23 protein-coding genes, 6 pseudogenes and 1 other annotated feature are annotated in these 22,997 nt (G+C 47.1%); of the genes and pseudogenes, 9 read left to right on the top strand and 20 right to left on the bottom strand.

Annotated elements, in window-relative coordinates; translation table 11 throughout:
* The first annotated feature begins 255 nt into the window (after positions 1–255).
* Both IPG31_13605 and IPG31_13600 read left to right on the top strand, forming a co-directional pair.
* A pseudogene (locus IPG31_13605) lies at positions 256–1,204 on the top strand (arsenic resistance protein).
* A gap of 293 nt (positions 1,205–1,497) precedes the next feature.
* Positions 1,498–1,830, top strand: coding sequence for an XRE family transcriptional regulator (locus tag IPG31_13600; protein ID MBK6619320.1), 333 nt, complete (start codon positions 1,498–1,500; stop codon positions 1,828–1,830).
* 208 nt (positions 1,831–2,038) lie between these two features.
* Here IPG31_13600 and IPG31_13595 read toward each other — a convergent pair whose 3' ends face one another.
* Positions 2,039–2,353 carry a DNA-binding transcriptional regulator gene (locus IPG31_13595; GenBank protein MBK6619319.1) on the bottom strand — a complete coding sequence of 105 codons (315 nt, stop codon included), beginning with the start codon at positions 2,351–2,353 and terminating at the stop codon, positions 2,039–2,041.
* 313 nt (positions 2,354–2,666) lie between these two features.
* Between IPG31_13595 and IPG31_13590 the strand changes: the two genes are divergently transcribed.
* On the top strand, positions 2,667–2,975 hold the full coding sequence (locus IPG31_13590) for a hypothetical protein (GenBank protein MBK6619318.1): 309 nt from the start codon (positions 2,667–2,669) through the stop codon (positions 2,973–2,975).
* 119 nt (positions 2,976–3,094) lie between these two features.
* Here IPG31_13590 and IPG31_13585 read toward each other — a convergent pair whose 3' ends face one another.
* Positions 3,095–3,442 carry a hypothetical protein gene (locus IPG31_13585; GenBank protein MBK6619317.1) on the bottom strand — a complete coding sequence of 116 codons (348 nt, stop codon included), beginning with the start codon at positions 3,440–3,442 and terminating at the stop codon, positions 3,095–3,097.
* Positions 3,443–3,685: 243 nt separating this feature from the next.
* Here IPG31_13585 and IPG31_13580 point away from each other — a divergent pair.
* Both IPG31_13580 and IPG31_13575 read left to right on the top strand, forming a co-directional pair.
* Positions 3,686–4,081 (top strand): annotated as a pseudogene (locus tag IPG31_13580) (IS1595 family transposase).
* Positions 4,082–4,264: 183 nt separating this feature from the next.
* Positions 4,265–4,996, top strand: a complete 732-nt coding sequence (locus IPG31_13575) for a hypothetical protein (protein ID MBK6619316.1) — start codon at positions 4,265–4,267, stop codon at positions 4,994–4,996.
* 9 nt (positions 4,997–5,005) lie between these two features.
* On the opposite strand, the pseudogene IPG31_13570 reads toward IPG31_13575, so the two are convergent.
* Positions 5,006–5,719 (bottom strand): annotated as a pseudogene (locus tag IPG31_13570) (IS6 family transposase).
* Positions 5,720–5,795: 76 nt separating this feature from the next.
* On the opposite strand from IPG31_13570, the pseudogene IPG31_13565 reads away from it, so the two are divergent.
* The 4 genes and pseudogenes from IPG31_13565 (at position 5,796) to IPG31_13550 (ending at position 7,644) form a co-directional block, all read left to right on the top strand.
* Positions 5,796–6,110: pseudogene (locus IPG31_13565) on the top strand (recombinase family protein).
* Positions 6,111–6,247: 137 nt separating this feature from the next.
* The gene (locus tag IPG31_13560) at positions 6,248–6,586 is read left to right on the top strand and encodes a nucleotidyltransferase domain-containing protein (GenBank protein MBK6619315.1); all 339 of its coding nucleotides are present in this window, start codon (positions 6,248–6,250) and stop codon (positions 6,584–6,586) included.
* On the top strand, positions 6,583–6,990 hold the full coding sequence (locus tag IPG31_13555) for a HEPN domain-containing protein (protein MBK6619314.1): 408 nt from the start codon (positions 6,583–6,585) through the stop codon (positions 6,988–6,990). Before IPG31_13560 ends, IPG31_13555 begins: the two co-directional genes overlap by 4 nt.
* Before the next feature lie 108 nt (positions 6,991–7,098).
* Positions 7,099–7,644: pseudogene (locus tag IPG31_13550) on the top strand (IS3 family transposase).
* Positions 7,383–7,499, top strand: a sequence feature (AL1L pseudoknot). It overlaps the preceding pseudogene by 117 nt.
* 33 nt (positions 7,645–7,677) lie before the next feature.
* On the opposite strand, the gene IPG31_13545 reads toward IPG31_13550, so the two are convergent.
* From IPG31_13545 to trbJ, 17 genes and pseudogenes are all read right to left on the bottom strand, one after another.
* A complete protein-coding gene (locus tag IPG31_13545; protein ID MBK6619313.1) occupies positions 7,678–8,307 on the bottom strand; it encodes a hypothetical protein in 630 nt (209 codons plus the stop codon).
* A gap of 121 nt (positions 8,308–8,428) precedes the next feature.
* Positions 8,429–8,686, bottom strand: a pseudogene (locus IPG31_13540) (hypothetical protein).
* 40 nt (positions 8,687–8,726) lie between these two features.
* A complete protein-coding gene (locus tag IPG31_13535) occupies positions 8,727–11,843 on the bottom strand; it encodes a type I restriction endonuclease subunit R (GenBank protein ID MBK6619312.1) in 3,117 nt (1,038 codons plus the stop codon).
* The gene (locus IPG31_13530) at positions 11,840–12,871 is read right to left on the bottom strand and encodes a virulence RhuM family protein (protein MBK6619311.1); all 1,032 of its coding nucleotides are present in this window, start codon (positions 12,869–12,871) and stop codon (positions 11,840–11,842) included. The genes IPG31_13535 and IPG31_13530 overlap by 4 nt, the downstream gene beginning before the upstream one ends.
* Positions 12,872–12,941: 70 nt before the next feature.
* A complete protein-coding gene (locus IPG31_13525; protein ID MBK6619310.1) occupies positions 12,942–13,754 on the bottom strand; it encodes a restriction endonuclease subunit S in 813 nt (270 codons plus the stop codon).
* A complete protein-coding gene (locus IPG31_13520) occupies positions 13,712–14,071 on the bottom strand; it encodes a restriction endonuclease subunit S (GenBank protein ID MBK6619309.1) in 360 nt (119 codons plus the stop codon). The genes IPG31_13525 and IPG31_13520 overlap by 43 nt, the downstream gene beginning before the upstream one ends.
* Positions 14,068–15,639, bottom strand: coding sequence for a type I restriction-modification system subunit M (locus IPG31_13515; GenBank protein MBK6619308.1), 1,572 nt, complete (start codon positions 15,637–15,639; stop codon positions 14,068–14,070). Before IPG31_13515 ends, IPG31_13520 begins: the two co-directional genes overlap by 4 nt.
* Before the next feature lie 97 nt (positions 15,640–15,736).
* Positions 15,737–15,940, bottom strand: a complete 204-nt coding sequence (locus tag IPG31_13510) for a helix-turn-helix transcriptional regulator (GenBank protein MBK6619307.1) — start codon at positions 15,938–15,940, stop codon at positions 15,737–15,739.
* Between the two features lie 163 nt (positions 15,941–16,103).
* A complete protein-coding gene (locus IPG31_13505) occupies positions 16,104–16,526 on the bottom strand; it encodes a hypothetical protein (protein ID MBK6619306.1) in 423 nt (140 codons plus the stop codon).
* 67 nt (positions 16,527–16,593) lie between these two features.
* Positions 16,594–18,900, bottom strand: a complete 2,307-nt coding sequence (locus IPG31_13500) for a DUF1738 domain-containing protein (protein MBK6619305.1) — start codon at positions 18,898–18,900, stop codon at positions 16,594–16,596.
* A 22-nt stretch (positions 18,901–18,922) separates the two neighbouring features.
* Entirely contained in the window at positions 18,923–19,129 is a 207-nt protein-coding gene (locus IPG31_13495; GenBank protein MBK6619304.1) for a conjugal transfer protein TraD, read from the bottom strand.
* A 185-nt stretch (positions 19,130–19,314) separates the two neighbouring features.
* Positions 19,315–19,746 (bottom strand): conjugal transfer protein TrbN, encoded by a 432-nt coding sequence (locus IPG31_13490; protein MBK6619303.1) that lies wholly within the window; start codon positions 19,744–19,746, stop codon positions 19,315–19,317.
* Positions 19,747–19,749: 3 nt separating this feature from the next.
* The gene (locus tag IPG31_13485; GenBank protein ID MBK6619302.1) at positions 19,750–20,481 is read right to left on the bottom strand and encodes an OmpA family protein; all 732 of its coding nucleotides are present in this window, start codon (positions 20,479–20,481) and stop codon (positions 19,750–19,752) included.
* Positions 20,482–20,508: 27 nt separating this feature from the next.
* Positions 20,509–20,793, bottom strand: a complete 285-nt coding sequence (locus tag IPG31_13480) for a conjugal transfer protein (protein ID MBK6619301.1) — start codon at positions 20,791–20,793, stop codon at positions 20,509–20,511.
* A gap of 24 nt (positions 20,794–20,817) precedes the next feature.
* A complete protein-coding gene (trbL, locus tag IPG31_13475; protein ID MBK6619300.1) occupies positions 20,818–21,915 on the bottom strand; it encodes a P-type conjugative transfer protein TrbL in 1,098 nt (365 codons plus the stop codon).
* Positions 21,916–21,992: 77 nt separating this feature from the next.
* A complete protein-coding gene (locus IPG31_13470; protein MBK6619299.1) occupies positions 21,993–22,187 on the bottom strand; it encodes a hypothetical protein in 195 nt (64 codons plus the stop codon).
* A 21-nt stretch (positions 22,188–22,208) separates the two neighbouring features.
* Positions 22,209–22,997, bottom strand: coding sequence for a P-type conjugative transfer protein TrbJ (trbJ, locus tag IPG31_13465; GenBank protein ID MBK6619298.1), 789 nt, complete (start codon positions 22,995–22,997; stop codon positions 22,209–22,211).

Here is a 22,997-nt window from a genome sequence, read left to right as displayed (position 1 = left end):
AGCTTGGATGCTACCACTGATTTAGGTGCTGACATGAATACATGGTATTTTCCATTTTTAATCTCTTCCGGGTTAAATTCCTCGCCCCTTGGGGCGGAGGCTGGTTGAAAACCAGCAGCTTGAAGAAGTGCTCTTAATACCTCGCTGCTTGCGGCGGGGTGATTTATTCAATGATATTTCCTATGTACTCCTGCATCACCTTATGGGATCTACCCCTATGTAAAGATTATGCTGGAATAACTTATGCTTAAACAAATGCAGTTTAGTCGCCTCGCACTAGAACGCCAACAGGTATGGATCTATCTCGTCGCTATCATAGCGGGCTTGGTCTTTGGTAGTTTTCAATTCGAACTCGCAACGTTGTTCGAGGCGCTTTTATGGTCGGCACTTGGTTTATTGCTCTACGCAACTTTGCGCAGGTTCCACTGCTTCATCTGAATGATGCGTTCCTCGATCATCGCTTTATCAAGGCCGTACTGATCGGCAATTTCATTTTAATTCCGCTATTGGTTTGGGGGCTGGTGCAGTTTTTGCCTGACCACCCTGCATTACGCCTGGGCGTACTGCTGGTATTACTGTTACCTTGCACCGATTGGTTTATTACTTTTAGTCAACTGGGCGGTGGCAATGTGCCGCGTGCAATTAGCATAACACCCTATCAATCTTTTGCTACAATTGTTGTTACTACCGGTCTATCTGTGGTTAATGGTAGGAACTGAGTTGAGCGCAGATCCTGAAGCTAACTGATATTTGGCCAGTTATTGCCAGGTTCTAACTCCTCTACTGCTAGCAGCAGTATCGGAAAGCTGGATTGAAGCGCGGCCCAAACGTGCTTGTGGCGCGATCGTTTGGCTGGTTGCCGGTGCCGTTGCTTGCTCTGGTTGTGTTTCTCATTGCGAATACAGGGTGAATGTAGTAATCGGAGCACTTGCGTTCATGCCAGTTGTCGTGCCAATATTTGTAATATTTCTTTTACTGGCTGCGCTAATCGCATGGATACTTGCCCGCTGGCTAAGATTGCCAACTGATCAGGGACGGACGCTAGCCTTCAGTCTCGGTACGCGCAATTCTTTCATTGTCCTTCCATTTGCTCTGGCGCTGCCCGTAGGTTGGGAGGTGGTCGCCGTAATCATTGTTGTGCAATCACTGGTGGAGTTTTGGGATGGTTTTCTATCTTTGGTGGATTCCGAGGCCGACTGTTTAGTGCTGAAGACTCATCGCACCATTAAAATAGGCTATGTCATCGAACTGTGTAGAATCGTATTAATCTGGCTATGTCAGATGAATATTAGGGTTTAGTGGGAGCAAATCATGGAAAACTATTCAGTCGCTGGTGAAGCCGTTGGAATATTTCCACACAGTTCGATGACATAGCCTTAAAATAAGACGCTGATTAGCGAGTATCGCCTACGTTCACGGTAATTCTCGATATCTGAATGGCATGTTTCTGTTGGAGTCGTTTAAAATTTCCCCAAGAAGCAAAGGAGCTAGAGAGCCATGAAAAAACAAGGGAACATTGAATTTGAAAACAGCTCAGGTAATGTTTTTGATGATCTTGGAATAGATAATGCCGAGGAGCTACAAGCGCGCGGTATGGTTGGTTTTCATGTGGTTGAGCTTCTTAAAAGAAAAGATATGAAACAGCGGGAAATTGCTGAACTGTTAGGAATTAAACAAACTGAAGTGTCTCACTTGCTAAACGGCCATTTTAGCCGTTTTACCGTTGATAAATTGCTCGATTTTCTAAAACGGATGAATCAAAAAGTAACAATCCAAATAAGCCCTCATAAGCAAGGGGAACCCTATCATAACGTCGCTTTTGACGCTTAACTATACTGGTTACAGTATATTCTGAAGGTTAGGAGTTAATATATAACTAATTGATAATAAGTTATATATTTAATACTATTTAACATAATAAACATTATGAGCAATTTATAAAACCAGTATAACCAATTGATTAATAATATGTTCTTAACACATCTGGACCTCTGATGCGTAAATACATAAATGCTACAAAATAAGGAAATTAAACCGATCAGACGACAGCTTTCAGACCGCGCTTTTGCACCAGATGTAGCAACTTAAGAGCGGTTCCTGTTGGCCGTTTCTGTCCGATTTCCCATTTCTGTATTGTCGAAACACTTGTGTTTAGTATGGCAGCAAACACCGCCTGACTGACTCGTGTGGCTTCGCGAATTTCTTTTATCTGCTCCGGTCTCAACGGTTCAATAGGCGGCAAGCACAATCGATCGAATTCACGCAACGTAACTTGATCCAGCACGCCGGCTTTGTGTAAACCCTTTGCCGTGTCATATACGGCCTCAAAAATAGTTGATTTAGTCTTGCGCATCGCAATTAACCTCCATTAATTGTAACGGCTCGCGTTTAAAAACAGCCGCTTGCATTCAACGTTTTTTTGAACTCACAATAACTGCAAATGAAAATGCACTTGGGCTCACATTCAAATTAAAACGCCAGTTTTGGCGTAGCACCCTCCTAAAGGTTACCCTTAGAGAAGAATAATAGTTACCCCAATATACTCATCAGGTTGACGGACATACAATGGTTCCAAAGGGAAGTTATAGGAGAAACCATCATGAGAACAACGACCAAAAATATGTTTTAGTTTTTCGTTATTTATGTTCCTGATCTTCGGTGCCTCTATGAATTCTGTTGCATCTGATGATGTAAATCATGAGGTCCTGGCTAATAAATTTGAGTCCATGGCGGCAGAAATGGAAGCCAAGATTACCGAGCAACAAGAAATCTTCAAAAACAAACCACGTACCAGCCACTTCGGTATAAATGGCAAGAACATTAAATCGCACGTGATTTACAAGATTCGTAAATACGAAAAAGCAGCGGAAGAATATTTGGAGCAAGCTGCTCTTCACCACGCGATGGCAGCGGAGCAATCAGATATGAAATCAGTTTCAACCACAAATAAAACGAGTGGTAACGACGATTCATAAATATCGAAAATAATTGGTTTGGCTAAAAAGGGCAATGCGTATTTCTACGCATTGCCCTTTTATTTCTTTTTAGCTCCTACTAATCCTTCACAGGCCGGATCAAGTGTTAGGCATGTCAGCTAAAGCTCGTCCGCTAGAGTTAGCCTTTCGGGATAAACGTGTTCTTCGAATACGAAGGTATTGCCGACACGCTTACCTGTGATAGCTCTTTGATCGTAATCCGAGAAATTCGCGTCATCACATCCATAGTAGGCGGAATACTCGACTATGTACTTTATGAAGATTGAGTTCTTTTCGCACTCGATAGCTTCAATAGCGATTTCATCGATTTGGATGCGGTTGTCAGCGTCCTGACCCACATCGAGATCCATGGCGGGATGCAGATCATCGACGTTCTCTAGGAAATGTTGGTGTATGTCACCGTCATCCATATCCAACGAAAGTTCGATTTCTAGATGTTTGGTCACGATAAGCTTCCGGCCAGTGCCTGGCGGCCTAAACCTTTCCTGATTAGTTACCTGTCTCATCTAAGGCAGACGGATTGTTGGCATGAGTACAAGCTGAATGCCAAGAATTTCTCGCTTATGGAGATTTTGCTCTCTTCTTGATTGAGCTGATCATACTGCTTGGGCGTCTTTCGCATGAAAGGCAATAATGCTTCTAGCTACCAGGGTTTTATTGTACCTTTAAGCAAAATCAGATGCTTTTGTGATCGTTCGGGACAAACGTTGGATTTCGTCACCGGTAACGGACCGCTCACCAAGAAACTTCTTGTCGCCGCTCTAAAACCGACGCTGGATACGGATGCTCTTCTGGTCAGTGATGCTAATCCGACCTACAAGACCTTTTGCATGGCAGAAGGCATCAGTCACGAAATCGTCAATCTTAGCCAAGGTCAGCGGGTTCGTGGCGCTTATCATGTACAGAATGTTAATGCTTATCATAGCCGGCTTAAACGGTGGCTGGAGCGCTTTAACGGCGTGGCGACCAAATACTTGTCAAACTATCTGGGTTGGCAACGAGCTTTTGAACAGCACAGTCAAATCACACCAGAAACCTTGCTCAATTCTGCCTTGGGTGATTTCCAACAATTAACGGTGACATAGCCAATTCAATAGTCTACAAATTTATCGATAATCTCGCTTAATGCGACAGAGCCAAATCCTCATATATATTTTTTGTTGCATTGGAGGAAAAAACCTTTATCCTTTCTGTAGGATGAGCAGCAAGCCATACCGTGCGAGGATTGGGCACTGAAGATCATCCTTTTTACGCCGTCACGCGCTGTCATGAACAGAACATCGAAATATCTCTTGCAACAGGCATTCGCACTCGTCTTTTTCCTGTGCGCTACTGTGCCGGTCTGGGCAGTAGCGATACACGACCACTGCAATATAGTAGAGTGGACTCTCACCGCCAAGTTTCCCGACACAGAGAAAGAGGGGATTATGGAAAATGGTGGCTTGGTCATAAGGCCGATAAATCCCATTCCGGCTGCAGGGAACGGCACGCCTCAATGTCCGTACGAAGTCTCGGATGTGACTTTAGCCGAACTGACACTGACCTTTGAGGGCGCAACCGGCATGACTGCTAACAACCTACCATTGGGTGGGATCGCCCCAGTTACTCCTTTGGACGGGAGCGAAATCGATATTTCGTTTACCAGTGGCATCATGACCTCTATAGTCTACGCGGCGCACAATACCAACGGTATCATCGGCGACCCACCAACTGGGTCGGGCACCCCGACGAGCCTGTCCTTCCCCATGGATTTCATGAGCCTCACTTGGTATGGTACTTCCATTGTCGATATCGTACCATCGGGAGATTGGGGTATCACGTCAGCATTAGTCAATCTCAAGGGACATCACTACTATCGCGGTTTGCCGGTCCCTTCGACACCTATGCTGTTCGTTCTAGGTCTGCTGGTGATGGCTGGTTTTCGGAGCCGGCACGTTTCACGACCGGGTCTAAAAACGGCTCTGTTGCAAAAAATAGCGTTGGCTAGAGTAAATCTCTGATATTTTTGATTATGCGGTGTAAATATCGAATTGTCTTTCAATAAGACGGATTTCTCCTATGAGACCTTGCCCATATTTCCATGCCTCCATCTGTCCTTTCTTGAACATGTGCATGAGTTCAAACCCCTTGATCGTTGCATAGGCGGTCTTCATGGATTTGAACCCGCGTACGGGATTTATCAGCTGTTTGAGTTTTCCATGATCAGCCTCGACAATATTGTTCAAGTACTTTACCTGCCGGTGTACCGTATCCTCATGGCATTTCCCTTCTTCCTTCAACTCATCAATGGCAGGACCGAAAGTCGGCGCTTTATCTGTATTAATCGTCTGCGGATGTGCCCATGGTTTTATGGATTTGAGCGCTTTGCCTAGAAACCGTTTGGCGGCTTTCTTATTACGGGTAGGTGAAAGATAGAAATCAATCGTGTCACCGTGCTTATCAATAGCGCGGTACAAATATGTCTATTTCCCTTTAACCTTCACATAGGTTTCATCTACCCGCCAGCTGTAGCCCATCGTCGGCTTGTAGTACCACCGCATGCGTTTTTACATTTCGGGTGCATAATGTTGAACCCAACGATAAAGCGTTGTGTGATCGACTTCAAATCCACGCTCCAACATCATTTCTTCCAATTCACGATAGCTAATTCCGTACTTGCAGTACCATCTAACACAACCCAGGATTACACCGCTCTGGTAATGTCGCCATTTGAAATCCGACATTGAGAAATACCCTGAAAAAATTCAATAATGCACCAATTTGCTTATTTTTTGCAACAGAGCCAAGGATTTTACCGGGCGCGGTATCCGCGTCGAATTTGTCAAAGAACGTTTAGTCTTTACCGGTGAAGATTCACCGATGGCCAACCTGATGTTGTCAGTAATGGGATCTTTTGCGGAGTTCGAACGTGCCCTGATCCGTGAACGGCAGCGAGAAGGTATTGCGCTTGCCAAACAGCGTGGAGCTTACCGAGGTCGCAAGAGGTCACTGAATAGTGAGCAGGTTACAGAATTAAAGCGAAGAGTCATGGCAGGGGAACAAAAAGCACTGATCGCTCGTAACTTTGGTATCAGCCGTGAAACGTTGTACCAGTATCTGAAAACAGTGGATTGACATATCAGTCAATATGTTTTGGTTTTACACTTGACGCTTAAGTCTCCTTGATAGAGTTCCCTAATTCTTAGTTGAATTTATTCAAGTACCGGCTTGAACAGAAAACCAGGAAATCCGGATTTCATTGTGGGGTTTGTATGAATCGCATTGACCATGACACAGAGGAAGCAGTCCGTCGCTTCCTCACCTTGATCGGTAATCGCTACGACATAGCTGGGGTCATTGTCTATGGCAGCCGTGCGCGTGGCACACACCGCCCAGACAGCGATGCGGACGTTGCTGTACTCTTGCGCGGCGAGCATCAACGCTTCCTGGTCGCCAAACTGGATATGGCCGATGTCGCTTTCGATGTGTTACTCGAAACTGGCATTCTCATCTCGCCGCTTCCAATCTGGCTTAACGAGTGGGAGCAGCCGGAGAACTACGCGAACCCCGCCTTGTTACGCAACATCATCCGGGAGGGAGTTAGACTATGAGCAATCGACAACTAACACCAGACATCTTGCTGTCGAAGGCTGACACGGCCTGTTCGTCCGCGCGAGCCTTGCTCAATCTTGGTGACGTGGATGGCGCAACCAACCGTGCCTACTACGCTATGTTCGACGCTGCCCGCGCAGCGTTACTGGCGTCGGGTGCACCGGTAGAGCCGAATATTGGTCGCACCCATAGCGGCCTGATCGGGGCTTTCAGCAATTTTTTGGTCAAGAATGGCCCAGTATCGAAAGAGGTGGGACGCCTTCTAAACCGGGCGCACGAAATCCGGCTGGTAGCCGACTACAAAGGTGATTCCGTCGAGCTTGCCGATGCGCAGGAGATAGTAGAACAAGCTGAAATATTCGTTACCACTATACGGGCCAAGTTCATTCTTGATACGATTTGACAACAGTCAGTTGTCGGCTAAACCAGTCTGCTGCCAATTCCCCAAGGGGATGGAATTGATTGAGGTTACCGAGGATACAAGTGCAGTGGGCGGTGGATAGACTTAACCATCGACCACGCAAGGTGCTTGGATTCAGAGCTCCGTTTGAGGTATTCTTCGGGAAGACGGGTGCAGGAACACCGCAGTGAGTATCTCTCGCTGTGGTCGACGATTGAATCCATCGCGCCGAAGATCGGCTGTTCAGCCCACACATTGCTTGAATGGGTGCGCAAACACGAGACCGATACCGGCTTGCGAGACGGCGTGACCAGTGAAGAGCGCGACCGCATCAAAGCCCTGGAACGCGAAGTAAAGGAATTGCGCAAGGCGAATGAGATTCTGAAGCTGGCCAGCGCTTTTTTCGCTCAGGCGGAGCTCGACCGCAAACTCAAATCCTGAGGTCGTTCATCGACCGGTACCGCGACGCCCATGGGGTCGAGCCGATCTGCAAGGTTTTGCAGGTCGCCCCATCAGGGTGTCGGCGATATTCCGCGCAGCAGCGTAATCCGGCTTTGCGCTGTGCCCGCGTCCTGCGTGATGATGAACTGCTGCCGCAGATACAGCAACATGCAGGTCTACGGTGCCGACAAGGTCTGGCGTCAGCTTAAGCGTGAAGAGTCTTCCCCACGCATGTGGGGGAACAGGTTCTTAGGACAGCCACAGAACCAGGCCGAACACAGCAGCAAATATCCCTAGTCGCGTGATGATGAACCCGGTCCCATAATTTTTAAGATATTCATCTATCAGTTCACGCGGGATTGTAACTTTGCGCCGCTGTTCTTCATTCATCTCTGACCACACGGGTTGCTCGATCGACATCTGCACGCCCCGATCTGCTCCTACCGCTAAAACTTGTGAGAGAAACTCATCTGCTGCTTCCCGATTGCGAAATACACCGTACTTAGTGTATCTCAAGGCGAAATCGTATGCATGCTCAATCCGTTCCGGATGACCAGCAGAATAGCGCAAGGCTTCTAAAAGAACATTGCCATTCGCTTTCGAAACGAAGATTGGCGACCCTGGCATTAAAGTGTCAGAAGCCATACCTTCCATATATCGATCCACCACGAACTGACCCGGAAAATCCAGTCCGTATTTCTTTGCAATGAAGCGCCGATACCAATTGGGAAGTAACACGCGAGCACTTTCCAGTGACTTGACCACCCAATCAGGCACTGTTTCGCGGGTCGTAGTTGAGCGCTTTTCGAACAAGAATTGATAAAGCCAACTTCCGATGACGCTAGCGATAATCGCCAAAATAAACTCTAATACAGTCATTTCAGGATTCCTTGTCTTGATCAAGCCGAACCAATCTTGGCCAACGATCATGTATCCAGGCATATTCTGGCGGTGTGCTGACTGTTACCACATAAACCCGCAGCTCATCATTCCTTTCTGCCAATAGCCCTTGAATCATCATGCTTGTGCCTAAAGGTACCCAGTGGGATTGTTTCTCCTGGTCTTTTTCCATGAACTGATCAGCGACAATTAAGACTGGCCTTGGATGCCATGGCTTCCATTTGCCGCTCTTGATGGAATTGAGGCGTGCCCAACCGCCATTTGGAAATTTACCGAGGGCTTCGTCCTTGCGTCTGCCCCACGTTACCCAGGTGACATTGCCATTTCGTAAACGCACAGGCAGCCGCGCAATAATCAATGTGGTGTAACCCGATAATAAGTACCGCTTTGTTTCTTTATTAAACTCTCCCGCCCACACCTTTGAACTTTTCAACGAAACTAGCAATCTGTTGAAACACGCTTTGTTTCTTGGTGAGGTATTGTGGGTTTAACGGGCTCATCTTTGGCAGAATGGCATTAAGCTCTGTTCCTGCGTCGCTGGCGTACTCCCGCTTGAGTGAGTTGGTGATATAGCGTCGGGCTTCTTCCGCATTCAGGCTTTCTGTGTTGATCAGCTCCTCGGCTTCTCGTTGTTGCTCAACTTGGGCGAAGGAAAAGAAGGCCTCGATCACGCTGGACTTTTCACCGATCTGATCAAGGTCGGTTTGATTAATAAAATCCACAACCAGACTTTCTTTAGCGCGGTTGCCGAGGCTGGCGCGGATCACCCGGCGTACTTCGTCAACCAAATCGGCTTTGCTTTTGGTTTTCTTGTTGTGTTCGAAGATTAGCTCCAGAATGTAATCAAGGTTGATCTCCAGTGACTTGAGCAGGTCTATCTCGAACACCACGTCATCCCAGTCGATGGTGGATTTTTCTTTCTCTTCTGCTGATTTTTGTCGGCGCTGCCAATCGCGGATATCGTTGTAGATAGAACGGTAATCTTGAATCTTACGTTCGGCTGGCAGGCGTATTATCTGTAACTCAGCCAGTTTTTCATCATCCAAATAATGTTCTGCTTTAAACGCTTCAACCGCTTCGGGGTCCTTCATATCAAGGCTTTGCATGGCTTTCAGGCTGGCAAACTCATCATAGTTTTGCAGCACGTTCTCTACGCGTAGGTATTCGCCAAAGAGTTTGGCAAAGTCTTTTTTATCGGATTCTTTTTCAATGGCAGTCGCCGGATCAGGAAAGCGTTGCTCTAGCTCGCTCACCACATCCTTAAAGCCGCGTCTAGCTTCACCGGTCACCACATCGGTAAAGCCTTCCATGTATTCCTTGTAGCTTTTTTCTAGCACCACATTTTTGGTGTTTTTATCGCCAAACAGGGTGATAGCATCCACGGTTGCCATTTCCAGATCCCGGAATGTGACAATATTACCGAACGTTTTGGTAGCGTCATAAATGCGGTTAGTGCGCGAATAGGCCTGCATCAAACCGTGGTAACGTAGGTTTTTGTCCACAAACAGTGTATTGAGCGTAGGGGCATCAAAGCCGGTGAGAAACATTCCCACCACTATCAGCAAATCGATTTCCTTGGTTTTCACCCGCTTGGCCAAATCACGGTAGTAATTCTGGAAGCCGTTGTTATCGACACTGAAATTGGTTTTAAAGAAGGCGTTGTAATCGCCTATCGCCGCGTTCAAAAACTCTTTGGCACTGCTATTCATGGCCGAGACATCAAAGCTTTCATCCAGAATATCACCCACCGCATCCTGCTCTTCATTGGCAGCAAAGGAGAATATGGTGGCGATTTTCAGCGGCTTTTCGCTGTTTTTATTTGAAGGGTCAGCCTGCAAACTATTCAGCGATTCATAATAGAGCTTGGCGGCATCCACACTGCTCACCGCAAACATGGCATTAAAGCCCTTGGCGTTCGACTGCAATCGGTGGGTCTTCTGGCGATAGTTGTTCAGAATGTACTGGGAAATTTCGCGAATACGCTCTGGATGCAACAGCGCCTCTTTGTTTTCAGCGGCAGATAGTTTTTTCTCGTCCTGCTCAGTTTCAATGGCCTTAAATTTGTGGCGCACATCGTTGTAGTCCACCTTGAACTTAAGCACCTTTTCATCGCGTATCGCATCGGTAATCACATAAGAATGCAACTCCCGACCAAATACGCTGGCAGTGGTTTCTGCACCTAAAGCATTTAGCGGGAAGATGGGCGTGCCGGTAAAGCCAAACTGATAGAAGCGTTTGAATTTCTTGTTCAGGTTTTTTTGAGCTTCACCAAATTGGCTGCGGTGGCATTCATCAAAAATAAACACCACCTGCTTGTTGTAGATGGGTAGATCGCCTTCGTTTTTCATCAGGTTGTTGAGCTTCTGGATGGTGGTGACGATGATCTTGTTATCGTCTTTATCCAGATTGCGCTTTAAACCTGCGGTACTGTCAGAGCCATTCACACTGTCGGGTGAAAAGCGTTGGTATTCTTTCATAGTCTGGTAGTCGAGGTCTTTTCTGTCGACCACAAAAAACACCTTGTCTACAAACTCTAGTTCTGTGGCCAAACGCGCGGCCTTAAAGCTGGTTAAGGTTTTACCAGAGCCTGTGGTATGCCAGATAAAACCGCCACTTTCCGGGTTGCTCCAGTTTTTTGCCTCATGGGAACTTTTCACCTTCCACAAAATACGCTCGGTGGCCGCGATCTGGTAGGGGCGCATCACCAGTAATGTATCACTTACATCAAACACCGAATAATGCAGCAACACATTGAGCAGGGTGTTTTTTTGGAAGAAGGTAGCGGTAAAGTCTTTTAAATCCTTAATCAGGCTGTTATCTGCCTTCGCCCAGTTCATGCTGAAGTCGTAGCTGTTTTTGTTGCGCTGGGTGGTATTAGCAAAATAGCGGCTATCGGTTCCGTTAGAGATGACAAACAACTGCAAGTACTTATACAGCGAATCCTCGCCGTTGAAACTCTCTTTGCTGTAACGATGCACCTGGTTAAAGGCTTCACGAATGGCTACACCACGCTTTTTCAGCTCGATTTGTACCAGCGGTAAGCCGTTCACCAGAATAGTCACATCATAACGGTTGGCATGGCTGCCAGTTTGCTCAAACTGCTTGATCACCTGCACCTTGTTGCGGGTGATGTTGTTTTTATCCAGCAGATAAATATTTTTAATGCGGCCATCGTCAAACACAAAGTCGTGAATATAGTCATCATGGATCTTGCGGGTTTTATCAACGATAGTGTCACTGGGCTTATCCAGATAGGTTTCCACAAAACGCCGCCACTCACCCTCGGCAAACTCCACGTTATTGAGGGACTGCAATTGCACACGCACGTTAGCCAGCATGGCCTGCGGGTTATTCAGGCCAGACAGGTACTCATAGCCCTGGTTTTGCAAATCCTGAATCAGCTCGCGCTCTAAGGCGTCTTCACTCTGGTAGCTCTCGGCCACTTTCCAGTCTTTGTTGTATTTATCCAGTACGATAAAGTTATTGGATTCGGCTATGGTTTTATAATCCGTCATGCGTCTTTATCCTTGCTGTTCAGTAGCTTTTTTATTTCGCGATCAAAGTCTGATTCGATGCGTTGTTGCTTGTTGAATTTGTCGTATTCCGCATGGGCCTTTTGCTCTGCCAGCTGGCGCGACACTTTTCCGAAACCTTCCAGAATTTGATATTCATTAAAGGCGAGGAACTTGTTCACGCTCTCGGTAAACGCTTCCATGGTGAAGGTGTTACGCCGCTCTATGATGCCCTCGATGTAGTCAAAAAAAGCCGATACGCTGCGTTCCAGCTTTTTGATTTCATCTTCACTTAAATAATTTTTGGCCACTGAAGCGTCCGATTTTAATACCCGCCCGTCCGGTGCATTTTTATAGGTGCTCATGCCCATCAGGGGTTTGCTGGCATCGGCCTTCAGCGCAATGATTTCGGCGGCGGTATGGCCGGTGATAGCAAAATGAAACTTGTCCTGCACATGAGCGTAAAACAGCCGGGTGGTTTTTGATTTTGGATCGTAATCAATACTGCACTCGGCGAAAATATCGGTAATCTGCTGGTAAATGCGCCGCTCGCTGGCGCGGATGGAGCGTACCCGCTCCAGCAACTCGCGGAAGTAGTCCTTGCCAAAAAAGCGGCCATTTTTCAGGCGCTCATCATCCATGGCAAAGCCCTTGATAATGTACTCTTTGATGAGTGCTGTCGCCCAGATGCGGAATTGGGTAGCTTGGGTAGAATTGACCCGGTAACCGACAGAAATCACAGCATCCAGGTTGTAGTATTCGAGCTTACGCTTAACTTCGCGCCTCCCTTCTTGCTGAACTGTTTCCAAAAGGGAAATAGTTGCCTTTTGATCTAATTCACCGCTTGAATAGATATTCTCTAAATGCTTGGAAATGGCCGGTACGCCCACGCCAAACAGCTCGGCCATACGCTTTTGCGTCAGCCACAGAGTTTCGCCACTGAGCAGCACCTCGACTTTCACCGCCCCACTGGGTGCGGTGTAAAGCAGGAACTCCGTGCTTTGGTCTTGCAGGCTTAATTGCTTGGTCATAGGGTTCCTTCCTTATGGCTGTAGCTGGGAGCAGTTTGTCCCTACGGGTTTTAGATGATGCATTAGGCCGCTACCTCGGCACCCGGCTTGGGAAGTTCAACAACAAATCGCGGTAATACTCGTATTGCTTTTGGCGCAATTCAATTTCGCGGGGTAAGCCATCGCTGATGGAGTTGATTAGGGCATCGAATTTATCGAGAATAGAAACAATACGAGCTTGCTCAGCCAGCATTGGTAAGGGGACTTTAATTTCATTCAATATTGCTTGTGTAAGACTAGGCCTGCCAGAGCCAGTATCCAACTGCATTAAATCTAGCGTCTTCATAAAGTAATAGAAGAACTTAGGAATAATTTGGTCGGTATCAATCTCGGTGTAGTAAATCGTATCGACATTCCAAAATGGCGATTCAACATAAAAGATATTTGTGATTGATCCTTTTCTTGGAATCAACACCGTTGGCTTGTCATAAGCAAAAGTGTCAACATACAGCATGACACCGCCAGAACCGTATACAGGAATATTTCCAGCCCCTAACTTCTTCCAGTCTTTACCATTTTTTATATTTACTACCGACCCCAACGTCTTCCACTCCACTTCCCCTTCTTCAAAGCTCAATAACTGCTCGCGGTAGTAGTTGTATTGTTTTTTGCGGGCGGTCAGCTCGGTGGTCAGCTCGGTGGTCAGCTCGGTGGTCAGCTCGGTGAAGGTGTCCAGAATACGGACGATTTCGGTTTGGATTTCTAGGGATTTTTTGGGGTTGTCTGGGCAGGGGATTGGAATTTCTAATCTAGCCAAATCAGACTTATTGACAGCAGGAACTCCACCTTCTTTTTTTAAACCTAATAACAATGCGCTTTTTGATTGAAAAAATAGAAGATATATTTATTAATCAAAAAAGCATTATCAAGTGACTTCATCTTGTAGCACAAAGGACCTAACCAAAACGGATCTTTTTGATATCCTACATAACCGATCCCTCCTTGCCCTCGGGATGGAGTTGTAACCGTGTCACCTTCGCAATTGCTAGTTGCGCTATATCCTGACCTAGATGTACCAGCATTGATATAATCAAAATCTGTCGCACTATCAAGAATTTCAGATGGCTTTTGACCGGTATTAATCGCAACAACATCACCTAACGCCTTCCACTCTACCTCAACGCCATCAAGCAGCTTTTCCATATAACTCATGCTGCTCATGCTTCAACCTCATCGCCTTCAATCTCGGCAACAATCGCATCAATATCAATACGCAGTTGGGTGATCTTAGCGACAGTAATTTTTAGATCAGTATTTAGCTCAACAATGTTAGTCACTGTGCGGGTGTCTTTGGCTTCTACATAGCTGCTCACCGACAGGTTGTAGTCGTTAGCGGACACCTTCTCAAACGGTATGGATTGAGCGAAGTGTTCCACATTTGCTTTGCTATCGAACACCTGCATGATCTGTTCGATGTGGTCATGGGTAAGCGTGTTGGTATTGGTGTTTTTTTCAAATAAACCACTGGCATCAATAAACTGGGTGGTGGTGTCGGCTTTGTGTTTGGAGAGCACCAGAATGGTCACAGCAATGGTGGTTCCAAAAAACAGGTTGGGTGCGAGTGAAATAACCGTTTCCACATAGTTGTTATCTACCAGATATTTGCGAATTTTCTGCTCGGCACCGCCACGGTAAAAAATACCGGGAAAGCAAACAATGGCCGCGCGGCCTTTGCTGGATAAGTAACTTAGTGCATGCAGCACAAAGGCAAAGTCGGCTTTGGATTTAGGTGCGAGCACACCTGCTGGCGCAAAGCGATCATCGTTAATCAGGGTTGGGTCATCACTACCTATCCACTTCACCGAATAGGGCGGATTGGAGACGATGGCATCAAAGGGTTTATCATCCAGAAAGTGCGGGTCTGTTAAGGTGTTGCCCAGCTGCATATTGAACTTGTCGTAGTTGATGTTGTGCAAAAACATATTCATACGGGCAAGGTTGTAGGTGGTGTGGTTAATCTCCTGCCCCCAAAAGCCATCTTCAATAATGTGATTATCAAAGTGTTTTTTGGCTTGCAGCAGCAGCGAGCCAGAACCGGCCGCTGGATCATAAATTTTGTTAACGCTGGTTTGCTTGTGCATGGCAAGTTGGGCAATCAGCTTTGATACGTGCTGCGGGGTAAAAAATTCACCACCGGATTTACCGGCATTGGCGGCATAGTTGGAGATGAGGAATTCGTAGGCATCGCCGAACAAGTCAATTTGCGCGGCATCAGGCTTTTCATAAAAATCATGGCCAAAATCCAAGCCTGCCACGCCTTTCAAAACGGCCGCTAAACGCAGATTTTTGTCTTTAACGGTATTACCGAGTCGGTTACTGGTGGTATCGAAATCGGCAAACAACCCTTTGATGTCCGGCTCAGAGGGGTAGCTATTAGCGGAGGCTTCGATAGCGGAAAAGATCGCGGCCAAATCGGTGTTCAGGCTTTCGTTGTTGTTGGCGTTTTTAGCCACAGTGGCAAACAACTGGCTTGGGTAGATGAAGTAACCCTTGGTTTTAATGGCATCGTCTTTGATGTCTGGCGTGATCACCTCATCGCTAAGCGCAGCGTAATGAATACTGTCGTCACCGGCCTCAATATAGAGAGCAAAGTTTTCGCTGATGAAGCGATAAAACAGGGTGCCCAGGACATATTGTTTAAAATCCCAGCCGTCTACTGAGCCGCGCACATCGTTGGCAATGGCCCAGATCTGGCGTTGTAGGGCGGCACGTTGTTGGATGCTTGTCATTCTGTAGTTCCTGTTGTTTTTTTTTGGTATTAGTCGTTTATTGGATGTCGTTAAATGCCTTATCAAAGGGTCTTTATCTTTTAACGGACAAACCTGTTTATTGTTGGGTCAGCTCAAGTAGATCGCCTACTTGGCATTCAAACAGCAGGCACAGCTTCTCAATGGTTTCCAGATCCACTTTCTGCGCCGTTTCTTTATAGAGCAACGTCACCGTGGCGCGACTCAAGCCCGTTTCTCTGGCAACGTCGGCAATACGCATCTTGTGTTCGCCCATCATGCGGGCGAGATGGCAGCGGATCATGGCTTTACACTTTACGAATATTTGCGACAGAACCCATTAGAATTACTTCGTCACGCCTTCATGGGTAATCCACTTCAGCCTGCTTCATGCTGAGCTGTCACAAATATTTTTTGATAATTCTATATTGGTTTTTGTAAATTCCAACAAAACCACGCCATGCACATCAGGGTCCATTGCATTGATCTAGCCGAACCAACCTCGGCCAACGATCATGTATCCAGGCATACTCTGGCGGTGTGCTGACTGTTACCACATAAACCCGCAGCTCATCATTCCTTTCTGCCAATAGCCCTTGAATCATCATGCTTGTGCCTAAAGGTACCCAGTGGGATTGTTTCTCCTGATCTTTTTCCATGAACTGATCAGCGACAATTAAGACTGGCCTTGGATGCCATGGCTTCCATTTGCCACTCTTGATGGAATTGAGGCGTGCCCAACCGCCATTTGGAAATTTACCGAGGGCTTCGTCCTTGCGTCTGCCCCACGTTACCCAGGTGACATTGCCATTTCGTAAACGCACAGGCAGCCGCGCATCAGGTTGCGGGAAATAAATCTTCTGATTTTGGTATTCAATACCGCCGCACATCCTGCTCAACCTGTCGCCTAATTGAACGCTGCTTTGTTTGGAGAAAGGCAAAGAGATTGATCATTTTTTACCTGGCCAGTGCTCGTTTTTGCTGATTCTCCTGCTGGTTTTGTTCAAGACCGTTTGTCAATTTTCTAGCTCTGCCTTGATCCCTGGCTTGTTCCAATGCGCTCGCAGCAACAGAACCAACCTGGCGCTTAACACCCTCAACCCCTAAAGTGCTTTTATTCGCCAGATCATTAAAATCACTGAGCTTCATTGACACTTGCTCACCCGGTGCAAAAATCGGAAAAACTGCCTCGCCGTTCACCAGCTTTGCGGCTTCGATGGCTTTTTCCCGGCCAGGATTGGTACCATTGACCGATTCCTGTATGAAATCATCATCACCGGCGATCACAGTCGGCTTCTGCGGGTATCTTTCATGCAAGACTTGAGCGACCTTGGGCAGATTACCTGAATCAAATGCGGCAACCACCGGGCAATCCAGGCTTTGGGATAAAGTGTCGGCGGTCGCATAGCCTTCGGCGATGATGATCATCAGTGCATCGTCCAGGGCACCCACTCCTCTGCCCTGCCCATCAACCACGTAGAAATTACTTTCCTTTTTACTGCCGGTCACAAAAAACTTGCCTCCGCCAGGCTGTATGGTTTGCACACTCCAGATCTGGCCATCGATGTCTTGCACCGGTAACAATAAATCACCAGCGGTTAGAACAATACTGCCAGGATTTTCCTCACGCAATATCTTGGCTGCTTGCCAATCCTGACCGATTTTGATGATGGAGTCGTCTGGTAAATCATCCGCATTCTGTGGCACGATCTTTAAATCACCCGGTCGGGCATTTTTGTCCAACAGATAGGGATGCTCGGCATTGGCTAGCGGTGCGATTGCCAGCAATGCCTTGATTTCCCCAGCCACCTTCAATTGCTGCTCGTGTTGCTCGATTTTTCTGTTTTGCTGCTGAATGACAGCTTGTGCCGAAAGTACTGCTTTTTGCTCGTCATTTAAAGAATACCCCTTGGCTTTCCAGCGTGTCTCGGACTTGGTGCGGTTATTGATAAAGTATCCGGCAGGATGACCGTCAAGATGCGCGACATAAAAGCCCGATTTTTCGCCGGAAACGTCATGCTCGACTTTAATTCTTTGTTTGCTGCCATCCATCACCGGATGATGGCCGTCTACAATGCAGCCATGAGAACGTAATAATTCGGTAAATTCCGCCTGAGGATCTATTGCAGGTTCCGGTTGGTTGGCTACATTCTCCGGCAACCAGCGTTCTAGTGCGCGAATATCAGCATTGTCTCCGACGTACCAGGACTTGGCATGATTGTCCCAGCTCGCACCGGCAGCTTTGGCCTGATCTTTTTCAACATAAGGGACAGCCAGGTATTGGCGGGTACTGTCGGCCAGTGCGTCCTGTTTGATCTGATCCATCCTGATTTCCTCCTGTTCAACAACTTTTTGTTGCTGTGAGAATGAAAGCACATAATCCTGAATTTTCTCAGCATCGGCAGCCGCACGAAATATTTCTTTCGGATCGTCTTCCAACACCTTAATCCATGAACCCACATAAGCAGCATGTTGTTCTGGATCATGACCAATACCCAGTTCACCACCTAAAATCATGCTGGCAATTTCAGCGCGTAATTCTTCTTTTGCGTATGCTTCACTACCAAAAGGATTACCCAGATCACGATTAAGACGTGACTCATGCCCAGTCCAATGACCCAGTTCATGCAATGCGGTTGCGTAATATTGATCCGGCCTTTGAAATTGCTCTTTGTGCGGCAGGTGAATCTCGTCAGATGATGATCGGTAAAATGCCCGGTCATTTTGCCCATGATGGATGACGGCTTTGGATGCCTGTAATATTTGCTCAGCACGCTCTATCGGTTCCCAGTCAGGGGATGTAATCTCAAGTCTGGGTAGATTATCAATCTGTTCAGCATTAAACACCGTGGCGTAAAACGCTTTTGGACGTTCGAGCTTGAATTGTTCTTTAACAGGCTTGCCTTCGCTGTTCAGAATGGGCTGACCATGCTCATCTTTTTTAATGCGCTCATCATTGAACTTCCAGTATTGAATCAGGATGCTTTTCTCACCCTTGCGCACTTGCGCGCCCAGACTTGCTGCCTGTCTATACGTCATCCAGCGCGGATCAGTACGCCCCTGACTCATCAGATGGAGGATATTAATTCCACGGTAGCGTTTACCAGTTGTTGGATTGTGGGGTAATGTTAAAAGTGGATCACCGGGTTTCCACGGCTTTTGCCAGGGTGCAGTGCCCTGCCTGAGCTGTTTAATGAGGTTCTCAGCGACGGTTTCGTGAAATGATTTTTTTGGCTTGGTAGCATCGTTACGATTGGGTTTCATCGGATTACCTTAGCTATTATGATTAGGTGTGCTCGATTACATCAATGGCGCTTTCCCAGGCATCTTGTTCGCTCAGCGCATCTTCTTCAAATGCACCGATCCTGTCCGCTTCCAGCGGATTGAATTCAGCCGCAAAGCCCGGTGTTTCCATGTCGATGAGCTTCTCGTCAATCACTTCATCCATGGTTTTCAGGTCTGGTTCCTGACTTTCATTTTCTGACTTTTTCATTACACGCACTCCTTTTACAAAACACAAATGTGCCATCGGGTTTTTGCCCTGAATAAGGCAGCGGCAATGTCCATCGTGTACCCTCGTACTTAGGATGGTTGCCCACTGGTTACACACAGGGTTATCCCCGTATTTTGTGGATAACCCTGTCCATTACAAACAGCGAATCGGAATAAAACCTCGCATTACTTTTCTTGACGATTTGCTGTAATCAGGTAATTTTCGAGCCAGACTGCCCATTTTGCGGCTTTGGCAATTAAATCATCGCGGTACCTGGCGTTATATTCTGGCGTCCGGGAATGATAGTTAGCCGCCTTTGTCCAGATATCGCCCTGGTCATGTTTAAGATGTTGTCGCACCCGCCAGGCTGCTAAATCAAACGGATAACAACCTGGTTGCGCCACATCGTCCGCTGTGATCCCATGTGGTAGATAGGCCGTATTGAATTGCATGGTGCCCACATCGTGAGTGCCATTACGGTTGCTTACCCATTGACCCGGCTTGCCACCCTCTTTCTCAGCGATGGCCAGTAAAATATTGGCCGGTATTTCATATTTGATCGCTGCAGTCACTGAGCACACAATCCGTTCCTGCATGTCTGGCGGCAAGTCCATCATTTGTTAATATACCGGCTGGATTGGCTGTTGGTATTGTTGCTGCATTTGCTGTTGTTGTTGGTATGGTTGTTGTATTTGCTGCTGCTGTTGTTGCGGCTCGAACATAAAAACTTCTATCCGGCGGTTTTTCGCACGATTAACGGGGCTGTCATTGGGCGCTATCGGCTCGTAAGAACTGCGGCCATCAATGGCAATCCGATTCGATGCGATGCCCTGACTGACTAAATAGGCGCGTGTATTGCCTGCGCGATTAATCGAGAGCGGATTATTGATCTCATCGCTACCGGTATTATCGGTATGCCCGATAATCATGGCTTGTGACTGCGGATTACTTCGCAATCCATCAGCCAGGCTATTTAAAATCGGGTACATATCCGGTCTGATGGTTGCACTCCCGCTATCGAATGAAAAATCCCCTGGGATGTTCATCTTCAATTGATTGTTTTCGGTTTGCGTGACCTGGATATTGGTACCGGCAGTCGCCTGTTCCATACGTTTTTTCTGGTTCTCCATGTGTGACGACCAGATATAGCCACCGGCTGCACCTACACCGGCGCCAATCCCTGCACCAAGGGCGGGATCACCTGCAAGCGCACCAATGATTGCGCCAACGGCGGCACCTGCGCCTGCACCTAGTCCAGTGCCTTGTGCGGTGTTTTTCTGGCTCTCATTCATGCTGGCACACCCGCCAAGTAATAGTGCTAACACGACGATCATCATTAATTTGCTATGCATGGCGACTCCATTGTGAATAGTGTTTTGTTACAGGACACGTCCATATGCCTTGTTAATTTTGTCTCCCCATCCATTGTTGGCCGAGCACTGATTGAGGAATTTTCCACGCGCTTTAAATGTCCTGCTCCAACTAATTCCACCATGTAGAAATTTAACAATGCTGAAATAGTCTTCGACTGGTTGACTGCAATTGCTCACCACACCCGACCCTTGCAACATGCCTGCCATGCACAAGACTGTCGCGCAAGCGTCTTTGGCGTGAGCTGGGTTTGCGAGTAGCATCAGATAAATAATGACCGTTAATGTTTTCATCAGCGATACTTTTGCCTGGTCATATTATTTGGGTCTTTCAGGAGGAGTTCCAAAAGGATAGTTTGATACGCCCTTACTCTGCCTGGGCGGGCCAAATTCTCCCCCTATCGATCCAAAATCTGCTGACTTAACCGCATCCATTCCACTACTGCTGCCCATGGCGCCTTTCGCTGCTGAAGCGATTGATCCCAATGCACTTGCTGCCTTGGTCATCCCCATACTCGCAATGGCCAGCGATGTGGCTGCTGCGCCCATTACCTGACCCCCCGTATAATTAGTTACCCCGCTACTATTGAAACCACCGCCAGTCACAATGCTTGACAGCATTGAGGGTATTTTTGAAGTCAATATTAAAAATGCAATCGCAGAAATTAACATGACCCCCAGCTCTTCAAAGTTCAGGATGTTCTGGTTCATTTTTGCGTAATAATTACTCAGAAAGGAACCGCCAATGCCAATGATCAATGTCATCGCAAGCAATTCAATGCCGACGCTTAATACCGTCCTGAAATAGTTAATGGCGATGTCCGATGTCCACCGCGCACCACCAAAACCCAGGAAAAAGATACCGGCATACAACAGCACCCAGGAAGAAATTATGAGGAACAACATGTTGACTGCAATAACAGTTAAAACAATCATAATGATTAGGGTGAGAACAGCGGCAATAAAGCTATCAACTGGATTCCAGACAGATAAGTTTTGAGTGAGCGAGTGCCATAGCTTTATAGCCATCTCCACAATATTTCCGTGAGCCAGACCAGTCTGCCCTGAAGCTTGGCTACCCAATACCTGCATGGATTCAATAATGGTGCCGCCAATGTTGTGTCCTGATACAGCATTGGTTAGCAGCCAGAAAAAAAACCCTGTAAAGATGATGAAGCGGGTAAATTCAGCAAAGAAGTCCCCTATATCGGCCTTGCGTAGAATCATCATGCCAAATGTCCATACCATTGACATTAATACCAGTGACCAGAACAGGCGTGTCGCCGCTGCTTCCAAGATGATGTGCCAGTTTTTGGCTGAACTGAGGAACTTTTGAGTCACCTGGTCGAGGACACCTTGGTTCGTTGCTGGATCGATATAGGCCAACTCTGCAAATGCAGCAGTAGAGAACAGCATCAGCGTCAGGGCGCACAAAAGAAGGGCTAGGCTCGGTTTATTCAACGGTTTGATCCTCTAATAACAAGATTTAATGACTACTTTGCTTCTTCAGGTGCAATAAGGTTACCGGACGCATCAACCGGGCCGTTTATCGTCCAGTGCAACGCGTCTCCCTTTAGCTCTGGCTTAGGATCCTTAAGCTCTAACCCACCCTTTGGTTCCTCACATCCGACCAGGGTAAAAAGTAATACTGCAGTAGCTGCAAAGATAGTTGTTTGTTTGGTTCTCATGATTGACTCCTTTGGTTTAAATTAAAATATATCCCGAACATTCCATTTTTTTGCCGGTGGAAAATTAACTGGACTCAACCGTCTGGTTGATGCCTCGTGTGAGGCCTGCTGTATTGCTTCTTTATCGATACGCACTTGTTCTCTGGCGTTTTGCGCGTTGAATTGTGCAACCAGCATGGAGCGTAACTGTAATAACTGGTTGGAATGGTAAGCCGCCAGCTGATTGGCATACTGGATCGCTTCCATCTTCCCTTCCGCCGTTTGTGCCCGTGATTGCAGCACTTGCAAATGGGCGGCATCCATGGGCAATCTGCTTTCATGCACCTCCAGGCCCCTTAATGACGCATCGTTAGCAATTTTCTGTACATCGGTACTCCTGGTCTGCCCTTCCCGCATTAACCGCCAATCTTCGGTAGTACATTTAATGCCAAACTTGAAGCAAGGCGAGTTACTGTAGTAACCCGCGTTTCTGTACCGGTTCAGATAGTTGTCTATACCGCCTTGCGACTTATAGTATTTCAGTGTGTTCGTTGCCTGCACCAGCCTGTTCATCGTATATTCCGCTTGCGTCCACACATAAGCCGCTGGCGCAATGGTGTTTCTGATCATGTTTTCATACTGCTGCAATTGGGTTTGATATTGCTGGATTTGCTTGACGACCGCAGCCACATTCTCCATTGCCGATATAGTGGCTTGCGATACATTCATCGCATCCAGAACCGGAATGCCGCTGGTATGGGTTGGCTGCGCCAACCCCGCCATAAACAGCACCCCTACCCATTTAGCGACTAATTTCTTATGGAATTTCAT

The organism is Nitrosomonas sp., assembly GCA_016703745.1.
Lineage (GTDB): Bacteria > Pseudomonadota > Gammaproteobacteria > Burkholderiales > Nitrosomonadaceae > Nitrosomonas.
The sequence above is the reverse complement of the archived record's forward strand: the minus strand, read 5'-3'. Positions and strand labels throughout refer to the sequence as shown.

Coding starts and splice junctions, on each gene's coding strand:
- IPG31_13600 (MBK6619320.1), top strand. CDS start 1,498: ATGAAAAAACAAGGGAACATTGAATTTGAAAACAGCTCAGGTAATGTT.
- IPG31_13595 (MBK6619319.1), bottom strand. CDS start 2,353: ATGCGCAAGACTAAATCAACTATTTTTGAGGCCGTATATGACACGGCA.
- IPG31_13590 (MBK6619318.1), top strand. CDS start 2,667: ATGAATTCTGTTGCATCTGATGATGTAAATCATGAGGTCCTGGCTAAT.
- IPG31_13575 (MBK6619316.1), top strand. CDS start 4,265: ATGAACAGAACATCGAAATATCTCTTGCAACAGGCATTCGCACTCGTC.
- IPG31_13560 (MBK6619315.1), top strand. CDS start 6,248: ATGAATCGCATTGACCATGACACAGAGGAAGCAGTCCGTCGCTTCCTC.
- IPG31_13555 (MBK6619314.1), top strand. CDS start 6,583: ATGAGCAATCGACAACTAACACCAGACATCTTGCTGTCGAAGGCTGAC.
- IPG31_13545 (MBK6619313.1), bottom strand. CDS start 8,307: ATGACTGTATTAGAGTTTATTTTGGCGATTATCGCTAGCGTCATCGGA.
- IPG31_13535 (MBK6619312.1), bottom strand. CDS start 11,843: ATGACGGATTATAAAACCATAGCCGAATCCAATAACTTTATCGTACTG.
- IPG31_13530 (MBK6619311.1), bottom strand. CDS start 12,871: ATGACCAAGCAATTAAGCCTGCAAGACCAAAGCACGGAGTTCCTGCTT.
- IPG31_13520 (MBK6619309.1), bottom strand. CDS start 14,071: ATGAGCAGCATGAGTTATATGGAAAAGCTGCTTGATGGCGTTGAGGTA.
- IPG31_13515 (MBK6619308.1), bottom strand. CDS start 15,639: ATGACAAGCATCCAACAACGTGCCGCCCTACAACGCCAGATCTGGGCC.
- IPG31_13510 (MBK6619307.1), bottom strand. CDS start 15,940: ATGATCCGCTGCCATCTCGCCCGCATGATGGGCGAACACAAGATGCGT.
- IPG31_13505 (MBK6619306.1), bottom strand. CDS start 16,526: ATGTGCGGCGGTATTGAATACCAAAATCAGAAGATTTATTTCCCGCAA.
- IPG31_13500 (MBK6619305.1), bottom strand. CDS start 18,900: ATGAAACCCAATCGTAACGATGCTACCAAGCCAAAAAAATCATTTCAC.
- IPG31_13495 (MBK6619304.1), bottom strand. CDS start 19,129: ATGAAAAAGTCAGAAAATGAAAGTCAGGAACCAGACCTGAAAACCATG.
- IPG31_13490 (MBK6619303.1), bottom strand. CDS start 19,746: ATGATGGACTTGCCGCCAGACATGCAGGAACGGATTGTGTGCTCAGTG.
- IPG31_13485 (MBK6619302.1), bottom strand. CDS start 20,481: ATGCATAGCAAATTAATGATGATCGTCGTGTTAGCACTATTACTTGGC.
- IPG31_13480 (MBK6619301.1), bottom strand. CDS start 20,793: ATGAAAACATTAACGGTCATTATTTATCTGATGCTACTCGCAAACCCA.
- trbL (MBK6619300.1), bottom strand. CDS start 21,915: ATGCTGTTCTCTACTGCTGCATTTGCAGAGTTGGCCTATATCGATCCA.
- IPG31_13470 (MBK6619299.1), bottom strand. CDS start 22,187: ATGAGAACCAAACAAACAACTATCTTTGCAGCTACTGCAGTATTACTT.
- trbJ (MBK6619298.1), bottom strand. CDS start 22,997: ATGAAATTCCATAAGAAATTAGTCGCTAAATGGGTAGGGGTGCTGTTT.